Source organism: Litchfieldia alkalitelluris, from assembly GCF_002019645.1.
GTDB lineage: Bacteria > Bacillota > Bacilli > Bacillales > Bacillaceae_L > Litchfieldia > Litchfieldia alkalitelluris.
Genome location: NZ_KV917374.1, coordinates 3,517,010 through 3,532,840, shown reverse-complemented (window position 1 = coordinate 3,532,840; position 15,831 = coordinate 3,517,010). Strand labels below are relative to the sequence as shown.

Annotated in this window: 14 protein-coding genes; 12 read left to right on the top strand and 2 right to left on the bottom strand. The window is 35.4% G+C overall.

Going from position 1 to position 15,831, the window contains the following annotated elements; translation table 11 throughout:
• Window positions 1-28: 28 nt before the first annotated feature.
• Window positions 29-1,270, bottom strand: coding sequence for a nucleotidyltransferase (locus BK579_RS16465; protein WP_078547335.1), 1,242 nt, complete (start codon window positions 1,268-1,270; stop codon window positions 29-31).
• A gap of 185 nt (window positions 1,271-1,455) precedes the next feature.
• Here BK579_RS16465 and BK579_RS16460 point away from each other — a divergent pair, with 185 nt between their 5' ends.
• From BK579_RS16460 to BK579_RS16445, 4 genes are all read left to right on the top strand, one after another.
• Entirely contained in the window at window positions 1,456-1,980 is a 525-nt protein-coding gene (locus BK579_RS16460) for a YceD family protein (protein ID WP_078547333.1), read from the top strand.
• 100 nt (window positions 1,981-2,080) lie between these two features.
• Complete coding sequence (rpmF, locus tag BK579_RS16455) at window positions 2,081-2,254, top strand: 50S ribosomal protein L32 (RefSeq protein WP_078547331.1); 174 nt, start codon at window positions 2,081-2,083, stop codon at window positions 2,252-2,254.
• Window positions 2,255-2,377: 123 nt separating this feature from the next.
• Entirely contained in the window at window positions 2,378-3,145 is a 768-nt protein-coding gene (locus BK579_RS16450; RefSeq protein WP_078547329.1) for an enoyl-CoA hydratase/isomerase family protein, read from the top strand.
• Between the two features lie 133 nt (window positions 3,146-3,278).
• The gene (locus tag BK579_RS16445; RefSeq protein WP_078547327.1) at window positions 3,279-3,908 is read left to right on the top strand and encodes an RsfA family transcriptional regulator; all 630 of its coding nucleotides are present in this window, start codon (window positions 3,279-3,281) and stop codon (window positions 3,906-3,908) included.
• A 173-nt stretch (window positions 3,909-4,081) separates the two neighbouring features.
• On the opposite strand, the gene BK579_RS16440 is transcribed toward BK579_RS16445, so the two are convergent.
• Window positions 4,082-4,558 (bottom strand): N-acetyltransferase, encoded by a 477-nt coding sequence (locus BK579_RS16440; protein WP_078547325.1) that lies wholly within the window; start codon window positions 4,556-4,558, stop codon window positions 4,082-4,084.
• A 299-nt stretch (window positions 4,559-4,857) separates the two neighbouring features.
• On the opposite strand from BK579_RS16440, the gene BK579_RS16435 reads away from it, so the two are divergent.
• The 8 genes from BK579_RS16435 (at window position 4,858) to BK579_RS16395 (ending at window position 15,565) form a co-directional block, all read left to right on the top strand.
• Complete coding sequence (locus BK579_RS16435) at window positions 4,858-5,745, top strand: 2-dehydropantoate 2-reductase (RefSeq protein ID WP_078547323.1); 888 nt, start codon at window positions 4,858-4,860, stop codon at window positions 5,743-5,745.
• A gap of 3 nt (window positions 5,746-5,748) precedes the next feature.
• On the top strand, window positions 5,749-6,135 hold the full coding sequence (locus BK579_RS16430) for a DUF3397 domain-containing protein (protein WP_078547321.1): 387 nt from the start codon (window positions 5,749-5,751) through the stop codon (window positions 6,133-6,135).
• 138 nt (window positions 6,136-6,273) lie between these two features.
• Window positions 6,274-7,902 (top strand): bacillithiol biosynthesis cysteine-adding enzyme BshC, encoded by a 1,629-nt coding sequence (gene bshC, locus BK579_RS16425; RefSeq protein WP_078547319.1) that lies wholly within the window; start codon window positions 6,274-6,276, stop codon window positions 7,900-7,902.
• Between the two features lie 813 nt (window positions 7,903-8,715).
• Entirely contained in the window at window positions 8,716-9,147 is a 432-nt protein-coding gene (gene mraZ / locus BK579_RS16415) for a division/cell wall cluster transcriptional repressor MraZ (protein WP_078547315.1), read from the top strand.
• Window positions 9,148-9,279: 132 nt separating this feature from the next.
• Window positions 9,280-10,218 carry a 16S rRNA (cytosine(1402)-N(4))-methyltransferase RsmH gene (rsmH, locus tag BK579_RS16410; protein WP_078547313.1) on the top strand — a complete coding sequence of 313 codons (939 nt, stop codon included), beginning with the start codon at window positions 9,280-9,282 and terminating at the stop codon, window positions 10,216-10,218.
• Window positions 10,219-10,231: 13 nt separating this feature from the next.
• Complete coding sequence (ftsL, locus tag BK579_RS16405; RefSeq protein WP_078547311.1) at window positions 10,232-10,591, top strand: cell division protein FtsL; 360 nt, start codon at window positions 10,232-10,234, stop codon at window positions 10,589-10,591.
• 5 nt (window positions 10,592-10,596) lie between these two features.
• Window positions 10,597-12,798: a penicillin-binding protein gene (locus BK579_RS16400; RefSeq protein ID WP_078547309.1), complete on the top strand. Its 2,202-nt coding sequence runs from the start codon at window positions 10,597-10,599 to the stop codon at window positions 12,796-12,798.
• A gap of 838 nt (window positions 12,799-13,636) precedes the next feature.
• A complete protein-coding gene (locus tag BK579_RS16395) occupies window positions 13,637-15,565 on the top strand; it encodes a stage V sporulation protein D (RefSeq protein ID WP_078547307.1) in 1,929 nt (642 codons plus the stop codon).
• The last annotated feature ends 266 nt before the right edge of the window (window positions 15,566-15,831 follow it).

Here is a 15,831-nt window from a genome sequence, read left to right as displayed (position 1 = left end):
AAAGACACAAAGTTTTGCTTTGTGTCTTTTATATGTACTGACAAGATGTTTCATTGTACCTTAGTGGTGGTGTTGAGTACTCCTGTAATAAAAAATTTGATCTAATTGGTTCGGGAAGGGTCATAGAGTATGCATATGCTGCATTAATATCCAACTGGATCATTTCATTTGTAAATGAAGATAATTTCGATATAACAGGTACACTTATATCCTTTTTAATGCTAGATAAATAATGTTGACCTTTCTGTGACATTCCTAAAAGCCGTATATAGGATGGATCTTGGTGTTCAAAGGTTTTCGTAAAAGAACTCTTCTTCGAATTGGTTAGTATATGTAAGCAGGCTCTTTGTAATCTGGTCCAAGTGTACCTTTTAGTTTTTAATTGCTGCATAAACTCATTAAAGTTTGTAGACTTAAGAATTACCCTCTTTATCCGGTGTTCTAATCCTTCCTCAATCTCATAGAATTCTTGTAATTCATGTTCAGTATTTGTTACTATTTTATACTTTAGAAGATGGAAGTAATCGTCCCACTCATGGAACTGTCCAAATTCTTGTTTATATTGATTTAATATGTTGTTCGTTTCTAACGGGATATAATTCCTTACTTGCTCAAGTGTTCCGTTATTCTTGAAAAGGGATTTTCGAATACTTGTAGCACTAGCAATTGTTTCCGAGGAGAAATTCTCATCATGGTAATTTGCATTTGTTCTTTGAATTGTAAAAGGAACAATGTTCTGTTTTTGATCATAAATCGCTTTTACATAATGATAACCTAAAATATTATTTGGTTGTGTTAAGTCGATCAATGAGGAATCTGCTACAAGTGAATCATATGATAAAGATAATGCTCTAGGATAGCTTACTCCTTGTTGAATTGCTTTTTTTACTAGTTCATTAAAAACTTCCTGGTTTCTTTCTAAAAAAGATAGTGTATCTTTAAACTCGGTAATCGACCCATGTTCACTTCCGAAACATAAGTAATTACAGAATAAATGGCTAAGTATTGCAACTGCTCCATTAGCAAAGGTTTCTGCCTTTTGTGTAGCAAACACATAAGGCAGTTCAACCACGATATCAACACCATTTTCTAAAGCCATTTTTGTTCTACTCCATTTAGACACCAAAGCAGGTTCACCACGTTGAAGAAAATTGCCGCTCATAACAGCAACGACCACATCTGCTTTTGTCTGTGATTTAGCTTGTTCCAGATGATACTTATGTCCATTATGAAAAGGATTATACTCAACAACTACTCCAACTGCTTTCAAAAGTTTGTCTCCTTTAATAATCAAGATAAGAATATTTGCTTTTATATTAAAACTTGCTATATTTCCGGCGATTATGGTAAAACTGATTAGTAAACAACATTGCTTATATTATAGTGTAAAGAAAAAATATTGACAAATAAATCATGCAAAGCTATAATTACCTTTGTTGCCTTGAGGTGATTCATATGGAATGGACAATTAGTCAATTAAATCAGTTGCAGCATAAAGGTTTATCAATTGATGAGATTGTGGATGTTACCGAGCTAAAGGAACTTAAAAATTCAATAAGAGATATCTCACCTGTTCGTATAACAGGTCGTGCAGATCTCAGTTCTTTAAAAGTGACTTTTCATTTAACAATTTCCGGGACAATGATACTCCCTTGTTCAAGAACACTAGTGGATGTTCATTATCCGTTTGAGATAACTACAACTGAAACATTTATGTTACGACATACGTCAGATTATGAAACTGACGAGGAAACACATCAAGTTCAAGGAGACGTTGTCGATTTGTTACCTGTTATAAAGGAACTTATCATCCTTGAAATACCTATGCAAATCTTCTGTGATGATTTAAATACAGAAGGAGCTGCGCCGCAAGAAGGAAAAGATTGGCAAGTAATATCTGAAGAAGATAAAGCGAACAAAATCGATCCAAGACTTGCTGGGCTTGCTAAGTTTTTTGATGACGACAAAAAAAGTGAGTAGCATTTGCTGCTCAAGAAAACTAAGATTAAAAAGATAAAGAAGAACCGGCATATTACCGGCCTTCATATCCATCTTAACTATCTTTTAAGGAGGTGGGAATATGGCTGTACCTTTCAGAAGAACATCCAAAACTAGAAAAAGAAAGCGTCGTACGCATTTCAAATTATCAGTTCCAGGTATGGTAGAATGCCCAAACTGCGGTGAAATGAAACTAGCTCACCGTGTGTGTAAAGCTTGTGGAACATACAAAGGAAAAGAAGTAGTTAACGATTAATTTTAATAGTTAACATTAAATGTGATATCCCAATTGGGATATCACATTTTTAGTTTTATCATGTTTTTAACTATAATAATCATTAACCTAAAGCAGTTAACAATTATTAAATGGGGCCGGATAATGAAAAATTATTTAATAAATAGAGATGACAGTGGTGTTGTAACTTTTATAATCAATAGACCTGATAAACGTAACGCAATCAACCTTGAGGTAATGAATGGCTTATTATTAGCCCTTGAGCAGGTAGAACATAATCAAGAAGATAAATTACTAGTTATTAAAGGGATTGGAGAAACAGCATTTTGTTCTGGTGGTGATGTTAAAGCATTTCAGAACATCAAACAACAGGATGAAGCTTATAGTATGTTGTCAAAAATGGCAGACGTTATTTACAAATTATGTACTTTCCCAAAAATAACGGTTGCGATGATAAATGGCGTAAGTCTGGGTGGTGGTTGTGAGCTTGCAATTGCATGCGATTATCGTATAGCATCTTCTCACGCTCAAATTGGATTTATTCAAGGTAATTTAGGTATCACCACTGGTTGGGGAGGTGGAACGATCCTGTTTGAAAAAATACCTTATGAGAATGCACTTCAAATGGTAGCTTCTAGTAAACGGTTTGAATGTTTGGAGGCATATGAATTGGGATTTATACATAAAATTTTAGATGCGGAAAACAAGGAAGAAGAAATGTATCATTTTTTGAGACCGTTTCTGCAATTCAAACAAGATGTCCTAGGAGCATATAAGAATATTCAAATCAGAAAGTGGGAAGTAACGGGCCTTAAGTCAAGGATAGACGATGAAGTCAAACAATGTTCAGTTCTTTGGGCGTCAGCTAATCATCATAGAGCTGTAGAAAATTTCCTTGCTAAAAAGAAATAAGTAAACGACTGTTTTCTTTACCTGGTGGATAACCATTTTCCTGGCATTTATACGACTCTAATAGAATGTTGTAGTCTATCTTTTCTATTACTTGCATATGTATAGAAAAAACGAGTATTAGGAGGGAAAGAATATGACTACAACTCGTCAAGATGCCTGGTCACAAGACGAAGATTTATTACTTGCAGAGGTAGTGTTAAGATACATTCGTGAAGGTGGTACGCAATTGGCTGCCTTTGAGGAAGTTGGTCGTCAATTATCTCGTACAGCCGCCGCCTGCGGGTTCAGATGGAACTCATATGTACGAAAACAATATAAATCTGGAATCGAATTAGCTAAGAAACAAAGAAAAGAGCTGAAAAAACAGCCAACTGAAATGGAAGAAACGACTGAACAAACAAATGATGTAGTATTAGAACAGCAACAAGATGAGAGTGTACCACAGTCATCGAGTCTAACGATTCAAAATGTCATTAACTTTCTTGAACAGTATGAAACTTCTCAACGTAGAATTGAAAAAATTATGAATGAAAACGAACAATTAAACAATAAGGTTAGTGAGCTTGAAGATCAGATTGTCGTACTAACAAGTGAAAAAGAAACCTTAGTTGATAATCTTAAAGTAATTGAAGATGATTATAAAGCACTGATTGAAATAATGGAACGTGCTAGGAAAATGGTTGTACTCCAGGAGGACGAAAGAAGTAAAAAAGTAAAGTTCCAAATGGACCGTAATGGTAACTTAGAAAGAATTGAAAAATAAACTTAATCCTAATTAAAAAAGGAGTGACCCCTTAAATGGGGGTCAACTCCTTTTTTAGCGTTTAGAAAATGAGAATTCTAACGTGTTTTGGGCACATAGTCCATGTGGGTTCCAAGGTATAAGCCCGATCTAAGGAGGTTTTTTATGCCTTGCACCTCAGCGCTATTCTTATTTTATGACCTATTTTGCTCTTTAACTCCTTCTGGAAACCAAACAAGTGGATTTTCTCCTAAGTCTCTTTCCATATCATAGGTAACTGGTTTGAAGTTCATATTTTCCCAGAACTTCCCTGAATTGACTCTTGGATTAGTTTTGATAGGCAAGCCTAGGGATTTAGCATAGTCTACCAATGCTTTTCCAAATCCTTTACGCTGATAGGGAGACAACACTTCTAATTTCCACAACTCTAGATAGTCTTGTGGAGGAGAAAAATATTTATCAAAGCGTTTATCCACTTGGTATAAACTCATTCGTGCAACCAATTTTCCGCCAAAGTAAATTCCGTAAAAAGGGGATTCACTATCATTTTCAATGATATTTGCTTGTAAGTCTTCTAGCATTGAAAGTTCTTGTAGTCCGTACTCCTTAAACTTCTTAAATTCTTCTAAGGTCTTATAATTTAATAATAAACGTTCAATTCGTACTGTCATATTCTTCTTCTCCCTTATTAAAATTTATGATATATACGTTTTGTCTTCAAATAACATATTTTGCGAATGTTACGTAATAAAAATTGAATTCAATCATGCCATCCGTTTCTTTTTGTAGCACAGTAAACTAATGCTTTAATAATTTTTCTAATATTTAACGAATTCAGTTAATGATATATTAACTATACAATATATATGTCATAAAATAATAGTAAACGATTACTTTTCCAATAAAAAAGTGAACTAGTAACCCATTTTTTGTTAAAATAATATTAAGTCAAACTGCCGGAGAGAATTTAATGAAAATTGGTATTGTAGGTGGCGGGTCAATTGGTCTGCTTTTTGGTTATTACTTGGCATCTGAACATGAAGTAATTATACATACAAGAACAAAAGAACAAGCAAATAATATAACTCAATATGGAATTACTATTGATGATAAAGGTAAAAAGGAGACGCGAATGGTTAAGGCCGCGACCCTTAATTCGAAAATTGATTTTCATGATGCATTAATAATTGCAGTTAAGCAATATGACTTAGAAATGATAATGAATGACTCTGTTGTTATTTTTCAAAACAATCCGATGCTTTTGTTCCTTCAGAATGGGATGAGTCATTTAAAATTCTTAGAGCAGTTGGATAATGAGCTAATTGGCATTGGTATAGTTGAACATGGAGCAATGAAAATATCAAGTAATTCAGTCAAACATACTGGTAAAGGTCTAACTAGAATATGTGCCTTTAAGGGGGAAGTAGAACCTTTGTTATCATTATTTAGCGGAACGGGGATGAAGGGGCTACAAGTTATCGAAGAACACAATTTACTAAACAGTATGCATAAGAAACTAGTTATTAACTCTGTGATCAATCCATTAACAGCACTGTTTCAAGTTGAGAACGGAAAACTATTATCCAATCCATTTTACTTAGAAATTATGAAAGATTTATTTGAAGAAGTTATCTCTGTCATACCGGTACGAGAAGAAACATGGAACCATTTGCTTCTTATATGTGAAAATACATCGAATAACCGCTCATCGATGTTGAAGGATATTGATTTACACAAAGCAACAGAAATTGATTCTATCCTAGGGTATGTACTAGAACAAGCAAATCAACAACATAAAACTTTGAAATTAACTAAATTTTTATATTCTGCCATAAAAGGGTTAGAGAAACGGAGGTAAAATATGATATCGATCGTGGCTGGACTAACAGCAACTTTAATGACAATACCGTTAATTGCTTTACTAGCTGTTTACTTGATTTCAAGGCGAGTTATAAAAAATAGCAAAAAATCAATTCTATTAACTGTAGATTTAACGACTATTTTGTTTATTTTTTCAGTTCATTATATTTTACTAGCTTTAGTTGGACAATCCTATTTATGGTTAATTATAACCGTTCTACTTTTGACCATTTTAATTTTTACATTGATTTATTGGAATAAAACACGTGAATTTAATATCAAACCAGTTCTTAAGGGGTTTTGGCGTTTTTCTTTTTTCTTATTTGCAGGCACTTACATTTTATTAATGATTTCAGGTGTCATCTTTCGAATCATTAAGGCATATTAATGGTTATTTGAATGTCAATTCATGTGGGTTATTATGAAGAATATTTCGAAAATCTAAGCATGTTTTTTTTCATTCTTTTGAATTAATGCTATACTCATCAAAGAAGTTATACAGGATATAAGAAAGGGCGTAAATACAATGGAGGTTATTTCACTCTCACTTCCGTCTACAAATAAGTTAGTAAAGAGTTATACAATGGGGGATATTGAAACAGCTGACCTATTTGACTATGGAATAAAAGACCCAGATACATATACAAAAAGAATAGAAGATCTAAAAAAACGTAACTTTCCGCGTCAAAAATTAGTAGCTTATTTAAAGCAATTCAATGAAAAATATGGTTTTGGAAGTGAAACATTTGAAAATATAAGCAAACTTTTAGATCCATCAAGTGTTGTTGTAGTTGGTGGTCAACAAGCGGGATTATTAACTGGCCCTCTATACACGATACATAAAATTATATCCATTATAAAACTAGCAAAGGAACAGGAAGAATCATTAGGTGTGCCGGTGGTCCCAGTCTTCTGGATTGCGGGAGAAGATCATGATTTTGCTGAAATAAACCATCTTCATATTAAGAATAAGCAAACCATCAAGAAAAAGATAATTGAGCAGAGACAAATGGAGAGGTCTTCTGTATCATCTCTTATTATAGATAAGTCGGTTTGTGAAAAGTGGATTGACGATATATTCGAATCATTCGGTGAAACCGCATATACTAAGGATTTAATAGCGAAGCTTCAAAATCATTTAAATGACTCGTCTACCTACGTTGATTTTTTTGGATTTGTAATTAAGGAACTGTTTTCAAACACAGGTATTGTCTTACTTGATTCTGGATCTAGTGGGCTTAGAGAAATTGAATCTGATTTTTTTCAAGAAATGATTGAACGAAACGAACTTATTCATGATTCAGTCGTAGCTGCGCAAACACTTCTAAAAGAACAGGGTTATAAATTAAGTATAGAAATGCCTATTTATTCAGCTAATTTATTTTATCACTACAAAAATGAACGCTTATTACTTGAATATGATAAAAATAGTGAGCGTTTTACTAATAAGAGCAGTAGCTTAGAATTAACAAAGCAGGAGCTCTTACAAATTGCAAAAGAACAACCATCTTTATTGAGTAATAATGTGGTCACAAGGCCATTAATGCAAGAATTATTACTTCCGACTCTCGCCTTTATTTCTGGTCCTGGTGAGGTTGCATATTGGGCTGAACTTAAAAAAGTATTTGAAGCATGGGAGATCAAAATGCCACCGATAGTACCGAGAGTCTCGATTACTTTTCTAGATCGATCTATTGAAACAGACATGTACGATGTAAATGTTTCAATTGAGGACGTTCTATTAAATAGCGTTGAAAAAATAAAGGAATCTTTGATCAAAGAACAGGTTAATTATGATTTGGATCGACTTGTGGCTGAGGCGAAAAATGAGGTAGAACAAGTTCATAAAAGGTTAAGAGAAGTAGCGTTAGATATTGATTCAAGCTTATGTCCGCTTTTGAATAAAAATTCGGATTACATTCAGTCGCAGTTTGATTTTATTAGTAAAACTCTTGAAAAGAGACTCCTCCTTAGACACCAAGTGGAGATAAACCGATTTAATCGAATACAATCTTCCCTAATGCCTAATAATGCTCCACAAGAGAGGATATGGAATATTTATTATTATTTGAATAAGTATGGATCTGATTTTATCAATGATGTTTTGGAGTTGCCGATAAAGGTTGATGGTGAACACAAGGTGATAAAAATATAATGAGGTAAAACCCTGAAAATTTTCAGGGTTTTTTTATTGTTTTATACTTTGTTATTTTGAGGGAGAGGTGAATGATTAAGTTTTGTCTACTCTAAAAATAACCAAGGTAGTGGAGTTCCATGAGTTGCGATCCACCTGCTTTCCGCGGGGGGCCCGTGAGCCTCCTCGTCGCTTTTTGAACTCCTGCGGGGTCTCACGAGACCACTAGTTCCCGCAGGAGTCAGGTGGCTCTCCGCTCATTCCACACTAAGTGAACAACATTTTCATCCTCCATGGTGCAAATACTCATTCGCATGGGTGTCTAGTCTGAAAATAACTTAGGTTAGTGAGTTACATGCGCTGCGATCCACTTGCTTTCCGGGGTGTGGTCCGTGAGGCTCCTCATAGCCTTTAGATCCAGTGGGGCCCGCGAAACCGCTATATCCCACAGGAGTCGAGTGGTCCTTTACTCCTTCCACACTAGGTGTAGAAATTTTTACTTTTCATCCTCAATGGGCAAATGCTTATTCACATAAAAAGGCTCCCCTTGAAAATAACTTAGCCTAACGAGTTCCATTCGCCGCTCTTCGATCTCTGAACCTAAATTCACTTTGGACAGCTTTCCGCAAATTCCACTCCAAAGCTGTATGACCTTGAACTCACCATGGACTATTATTCCCCACAAACTTTCAAACTGACCGGCTGCTACCACTATTAAAATAAATTACATCCATAGATTCCGAAAAAAGTTATGTTTTTCAAGAATAATACAATTTTAGTGGTGGAAAGTGGGGGATTGTGGTAACATGAAGTAAGAAAGTGGGGGACAAGGGTATGTTCATGGGTGAATACCATCATAATATTGATATCAAGGGCCGTATGATCATCCCGTCCAAGTTTAGAGATCATTTAGGAGAATCATTTGTTCTCACTAGAGGTCTTGATCAATGTTTATTTGGTTATCCCTATAACGAATGGAAACAGCTTGAGGAAAAGCTAAAGACCCTACCACTTACAAAGAAAGACGCTAGATCTTTTACAAGATTTTTCTTCTCTGGCGCAAGTGAAGTTGAGCTTGATAAGCAAGGAAGAATTAATATTGCATCACCACTCCTTTCGTATGCAAAACTTGAGAAGGAATGTGTAGTTATTGGTGTTTCCAATCGAATAGAAATTTGGAGTAAGGAAAAATGGGAAGATTATTTTTCTGATTCCGAAGAATCATTCTCTGACATTGCTGAAAATATGGTTGGTTTTGATATTTGAGATCAACCAAGTCTTACATAAATTACCTAATCATTAAGACATATAAAGTTACACTGAGGTCTAAGGGAAAAGTTTTATTAAATAATAAATACTTGCGAACAATAAGAAAAACGTTTGTAATGAGGTGCTACTATGTTTCAACATAAAACGGTTTTATTAGATGAAGCTGTTGAAGGATTAAATATAAAAGAAGATGGAATTTATGTCGATTGCACACTTGGTGGTGCAGGACATAGTTTGGAAATTGCTAAAAAACTATCTGTAAATGGGAGATTATATGCGTTTGACCAAGATCAAACAGCAATAGATCACGCTAAAGTGAAATTATCTGAATTCAGTGACAGAGTAACGATGATTAAGAGTAATTTTGCTCATATTAAAGATAAGTTAGCAGAGTATGGCGTTACCGGAGTTGATGGCATCTTGTTTGACTTAGGTGTGTCATCACCACAATTAGATACTCCTGAAAGAGGGTTTAGTTATCACCATGATGCTCCACTTGATATGAGAATGGACAAAGATTCACCACTTACAGCATATGAAATAGTAAACCATTGGAGTTACGAACAGCTTGTACGAACTTTCTTTCAATATGGAGAAGAAAAGTTTTCTAAACAGATTGCTCGTAAAATTGAGGCAGCCAGAGAAACTAAGCCAATTGAAACAACAAATGAGTTAGTTGAGCTTATAAAAGAAGGAATCCCAGCTCCTGCTAGACGAACAGGGGGGCATCCAGCAAAACGGGTTTTTCAGGCAATTCGCATTGCAGTTAATAATGAACTGAAAGTATTTGAAGATGCTGTTGCACAATCAATTGAGCTTTTAAATCCAAAAGGAAGAGTTTCTGTGATTACCTTTCATTCGTTAGAAGATCGAATTTGTAAAGTGGTATTTAAGAAAGCAAGTGATGGTCCACAATTACCGCCAGGCCTACCAATCATTCCAGATGAATATAAGCCAATACTAAAGCTTATTACTAGAAAGCCAATTCTTCCATCGGATGAGGAAATTGAAGAAAACAAACGAGCACGTTCAGCTAAGCTTCGCATTGCAGAGAAAGTTGAAAAATAGGAGGGTTTTAAACTTGAGTAATTTAGCTTATAAGACAAAAGTTAGTCAACAACCAGAAGAAACAACACAAACACAGACAAAAGTTGCAATTAGAAAAAAGAATAAAATTACCTTAGGGGAAAAAATCTTGGCAACTATTTTTGTATGTGCTATGCTTATTGGGTCTATTCAGATTGTCTCAAACCAAGTTGCAATTTATAATGCAAACATTGATATTCAAAAAATGGAGTCTAGTATTTTAGACCAAGAAAAAGTTATTGGTGATTTATCGTTCCAAGCCCAGGAACTAAGTCGACCTGAGCGTATTTGGTCAATTGCTAAAGAAATGGGCATGGATTTTGGAGAGGACAATGTTAAGGTTATCGGGGACTGATAAAAATGAAAATGAAGATTAAAAATAAGAATATAAATAGAGGAGCAGCATTGGTAAGTTTGTTTTTTACCCTGCTCTTTTTTATATTGTTGACTCGTTTTTTGTACATACAAGTTACAGGAGAAGTTGATGGACAGGTATTAGCTGCTCTTGCAGAAGAAAAATATACGGAAAAACGAGTGATTGAGGCGAGAAGAGGTACCATTTATGATAAAAATGGTTTATCAATTGCAGAAGATACTGCTGCATACACTGTTCAGGCGATATTAGATGAAAGTCTAACCATTGACCCTGAAAAACCAAGACATGTTGTTGATCCGATTGAAACGGCTAGGAAAATAGCGCCACTGCTCGGTATGGAAGTAGAAGAGGTTGAAGCTATCTTGACCAAGGACAAGAAACAAGTTGAATTCGGTTCAAAAGGTCGAGATATCAGTCATAGTTTAAAACTAGAAATCGAAGCCCTTGGCTTACCAGGAATAGCTTTTAGTAGGGACTATAAGCGCTACTATCCTAATGGCACTTTCGCTTCACATGTTGTAGGGTATGCACAAAAAATTTATGATGAAGACGATCCGACTATTGTCGAATTAAAAGGTCAGCTCGGACTTGAGAAAAGTGTTAACTCCTTTCTGGTTGAAACTGATGGTTATATGACATACCAAAAAGATAAGTCAGGCTTCAAATTACCAAAAGCAAATGAACAGATCACATCGCCACAGAATGGAAATAATATTTATTTAACGTTAGATCAAAAAATCCAAACATTTCTTGAGGATGCAATGAGTAAAGTTGTAGAGGAGTATGAGCCTGAAAAAATTATCGGGATTGTAGCTGATCCTAAAACAGGTGAGATTTTAGCGATGGGGACAAGGCCAAGTTTTGATCCTAATATTAGAGATATTAGTAACTACTTAAATGATGCAATTTCTTATCGATTCGAACCAGGATCAACGATGAAGATTTTTACTTTAGCTGCTGCAATTGAAGAAGGTGTTTATAATAATGACGATACGTTCAATTCAGGATCTTATCCTGTAAAGGGTGGAAAACCTATTCAAGATCATAATAAGGTTGGCTGGGGGACAATTTCCTTTCTGGAAGGAGTTCAGAGGTCTTCTAACGTAGGTTTTGCTATTTTAGCAAATGAAAAACTTGGAACAGATCGATTACTTCAATATTTAGAACGATTTGGTCTTACAGAACCAACAGGAATTGATCTAGAAGGCGAAGCTGATAGCTTGATTAACTATCAGTGGGAACGTGATAAGTTATCCACCGCTTTTGGTCAGGGATCAGCGATTACCCCAATCCAACAAATTCAAGCAGCAACCGCTATTGCAAATGGTGGAAAAATGATGAAACCATATATAATCGACCGTATTGTCGATCCTGATACAAATGAAACGATTGAGGATCACGAGTCTGTTTTAAAGGGTAATCCAATTTCCGAAAAAACAGCAAAAAAGGTATTAGAGATTCTAGAAACTGTTGTTACATCGGGCACCGGGACAAGCTATCAAATTGATGGTTACCAAGTGGCAGGTAAGACTGGGACTGCACAAATAACAGATCCTGAAGGTGGTTATTTGGAGGGTCATGGAAACAATGTGTTCTCTTTTTTAGGCATGGCTCCTAGTAATGACCCAAGATTAATTGTGTATATTGCCGTTCAACAGCCGAAACTTAAAGATATCTACCAGCCAGGGTCTGAACCTGTTTCTAAGATATTTAATCCGGTCATGAAGAATAGTTTGCAATATTTAAATATTCAACCAAAGGAACAGGAAAAAATTCAAACAGTGAAAGAAAACCTGGGTATTAAATTAGATTCATTTGAAAATAGAACTATAAAAGAAGTTATTACCGAATTAAAAGAAAAAAAAGCGATACCCATCATCTTAGGAAATGGTAAAAAGGTAATTGCCCAATCTCCCTTGAAAGAGAATTATGTTTTGCCAGGAGAACGAGTTTTTCTAAAAACTGAGGGTGAATATAATATGCCTGATGTATCTGGTTGGTCTGTAAGAGAGCTAAATCGATTAGCAACCCTATTGAACCTTAATCTTTCTTTGAAAGGAAACGGTTTTGTTTCAAAGCAGAGTATCAAGGTGGGGGCAACCGTTATTAACGATGATTTACTAAAAGTAGAATTAAAGCCTCCAGCAGGTGGAAACAAGGCCGCGCCGGAAGACAAAGATGAATAACTAATGTGTAAAAAAGTTGCATTATCAAAACGGGTTACCGTTTTGATAAGCAAACCCAAAAATGCAATCGAAAGTGAGCTCGTTTGTACTGCCCTTTTGTATCTGTTTTGTAATTTAAAAAATGGCTCAGTTCACTATACTGAGCCATTTTTATTTTCTTTTTTTGGCTCCCTGTTGAACTAACGCCTCTCCCTACTCCAACCATAAAAAGTGGGAACCCTCACTGACTCAGATGAGAGTATCAGAATGGCTTGATAAATTAGCGGAGAAATTACCCTAATTGAGAAATGTCACTAAAAACAGCTTAACTAGATGGAAAAATTCCGACTATTGATCTGAAAAACGTAGAAAATGGATAATTTACTTTACTTAACCGGAAAATTTCCGCTTATTACCTCCAACTAAGCTCTATAAAGCTGTTTACCGTAATATCTCCGCTTATAATTTAATTTTTTCAAAAATAAATTTGTATATCAAATGGAGGATAAAACTATGTACAACAGCCATTTACCCCTACGATTTGAGGACATTTTCCTATATAAAGTTATGTTGTTCCATCCAGATGTCTTTTCACCAAGTCAAAATGAGTGTGAATTTTACACTCGTTTTGACTTGCATTGTGTGATAAAAAACAGAACCTGATATCTCATCGTTTTTGGTATTTAAGTGGGAATTAATTATTAATGTTCATACTAATGGTTACTTATTTCGGCTATCTAATGTATTAAGCATGTCCAAAAATAATCTCAGGCAAAACTAAGAGTTAGAATAAGTTCTACGACCAAAAGTACAAGCATATATTTTGAACGAGCCTAGTTTAAAGGGAGGTTCTTATATCATGCGGGTCTCGAATGTTACAGTAAGAAAAAGGTTAGCAACAGTTTTATTTTTTGGGTTTCTTATTTTCCTAATTATTGATATTAGATTAGGATACGTACAATTCTTTATTGGCAATAAACTGACTGCACTTGCGGAGGACTCATGGAGCAGAAATATTCCATTTGAGCCAGAGCGTGGTGAAATTCTTGACAGAAATGGAATAGCACTTGCTACAAACCAAAGTGCTCCTTCAGTGCTAGTCGTTCCAAGACAAATTGAAGATCCAGCCGATGCTGCAGAAAAGCTAGCTGCGATATTAAATATGTCGGAAGAAGACGCATATAAGCATGTAACGAAAAAAGCGAACATTGAAAGAATTAATCCAGAAGGTAGAAAAATTTCACATGAAAAAGCAAAAGAAATACGTGCACTTGGGTTAAAAGGAGTTTATATTGCAGAAGATTCCATTCGACATTATCCTTTTGGTAGCTATCTTTCTCATGTTTTGGGATTTGCTGGAATCGATAATCAAGGTTTAACAGGGCTTGAGCTAACTTATGATGAAAAACTAAAAGGTGAAAAGGGAAGTGTGAAATTTTACGCTAGTGCAAAGGGGCAAAGAATCCCCGATATAGCGGATGAATATACACCTCCTGAAGACGGTCTGAACTTAAAACTAACGATTGACACTCGTGTTCAAACAATTATAGAAAGAAATTTAGATATTGCAGAAGCAACCTACAATCCGGATGGAGTGATTGCTATTGCGATGAATCCTAATAATGGTGAAATTCTTGCCATGGCAAGTCGACCTGACTTTGACCCAGCAAACTTCAGGAATGTTTCACCTGACGTATATAATCGTAACCTGCCCGTTTGGAGTACATATGAGCCGGGTTCTACATTTAAAATAATAACACTAGCTGCTGCATTGGAAGAGGGTAAAGTGGATCTTACAGAAGATGAGTTTAACGATCCAGGTTTTGTTAAGGTTGCTAATGCAAGACTAAAATGCTGGAAAAGGGGGGGGCATGGCCATCAAACGTTTTTGGAAGTTGTGCAAAATTCATGCAACCCGGGATTTGTTGAGTTAGGTGAACGTTTAGGTAAAGAAAAACTGTTTAAATATATAAAAGATTTTGGATTTGGTCAAAAGACAGGAATTGATTTACAAGGTGAAGGTAAAGGGATTCTCTTTAATATAGAGAGAGTAGGACCTGTTGAACAAGCAACAACAGCGTTTGGCCAAGGTGTATCAGTAACTCCAATCCAACAGGTAGCTGCTGTTGCTGCCGCTGTAAATGGAGGAACACTTTATACTCCATATATAGCAAAGGAATGGATTGACCCTATTACAGGAGAAGTTGTGAGTAAAACAACACCTGAAGCAAAAAGGAATGTAATTTCGGAAGAAACTTCAAAACAAATACGTCACGCTCTTGAAAGTGTGGTTGCGCTAGGTACTGGAAGAGGTGCTTTTGTGGAAGGTTACCGTGTTGGAGGAAAAACTGGTACTGCCCAAAAAGCGCAAGGTGGAAGATACCTAGAGAATAATCATATTGTATCTTTTATTGGATTTGCTCCTGCTGATGACCCAGAGATTGTTGTGTATCTCGCAGTTGATAATCCTAAAGGTACTGTGCAGTTTGGTGGTGTTGTGGCTGCCCCAATTGTAGGAAGTATCATGGAGGATTCACTTCAAGCATTAGGTGTTGAAAAACGTAAAGATCAAATTGAAAAGAAGACAACTTGGTCCGACCCTAAATTAATAACCGTACCTGATGTCACTGGTTTAAGTAAGAGCGAGTTACAGCAACAATTAATTGACTTAAAGCTCGAAATAACTGGTGAGGGTGATATCGTGATTGATCAGGCACCTAATCCAGGTGAAAAGATTGAACAAGGAACTACGTTACGGATTCTTCTTGGAGATAAAAAAGGGGATTAGTATCTTAGTTAGAGGAACTGTAGCTAGGTTTATATGAAAAGCCATTAGGAACCTATAGCCTATGGCTTCTTTTTCTATATACTTACTTCGTGCTTAACTTTATTTGGCCTTAAAATTAGATAATTTGCCTTTGTTAATTTACATTCCTAACAACTATCTTTACAATAGCTATTGGGGGATATTTTCCTTTTTAGCTCGTGTAAAAGGTAATCAGCAAGAAATTAATTACCCGATAATGGATAAGAGATAAGAAAACTATACTATAG

Bases quoted from the DNA above. Each gene is read 5' to 3' on its own strand.
- BK579_RS16460 (WP_078547333.1), top strand. From the start codon at position 1,456: ATGGAATGGACAATTAGTCAATTAAATCAGTTGCAGCATAAAGGTTTA.
- rpmF (WP_078547331.1), top strand. From the start codon at position 2,081: ATGGCTGTACCTTTCAGAAGAACATCCAAAACTAGAAAAAGAAAGCGT.
- BK579_RS16450 (WP_078547329.1), top strand. From the start codon at position 2,378: ATGAAAAATTATTTAATAAATAGAGATGACAGTGGTGTTGTAACTTTT.
- BK579_RS16445 (WP_078547327.1), top strand. From the start codon at position 3,279: ATGACTACAACTCGTCAAGATGCCTGGTCACAAGACGAAGATTTATTA.
- BK579_RS16440 (WP_078547325.1), bottom strand. From the start codon at position 4,558: ATGACAGTACGAATTGAACGTTTATTATTAAATTATAAGACCTTAGAA.
- BK579_RS16435 (WP_078547323.1), top strand. From the start codon at position 4,858: ATGAAAATTGGTATTGTAGGTGGCGGGTCAATTGGTCTGCTTTTTGGT.
- BK579_RS16430 (WP_078547321.1), top strand. From the start codon at position 5,749: ATGATATCGATCGTGGCTGGACTAACAGCAACTTTAATGACAATACCG.
- bshC (WP_078547319.1), top strand. From the start codon at position 6,274: ATGGAGGTTATTTCACTCTCACTTCCGTCTACAAATAAGTTAGTAAAG.
- mraZ (WP_078547315.1), top strand. From the start codon at position 8,716: ATGTTCATGGGTGAATACCATCATAATATTGATATCAAGGGCCGTATG.
- rsmH (WP_078547313.1), top strand. From the start codon at position 9,280: ATGTTTCAACATAAAACGGTTTTATTAGATGAAGCTGTTGAAGGATTA.
- BK579_RS16400 (WP_078547309.1), top strand. From the start codon at position 10,597: ATGAAAATGAAGATTAAAAATAAGAATATAAATAGAGGAGCAGCATTG.
- BK579_RS16395 (WP_078547307.1), top strand. From the start codon at position 13,637: ATGCGGGTCTCGAATGTTACAGTAAGAAAAAGGTTAGCAACAGTTTTA.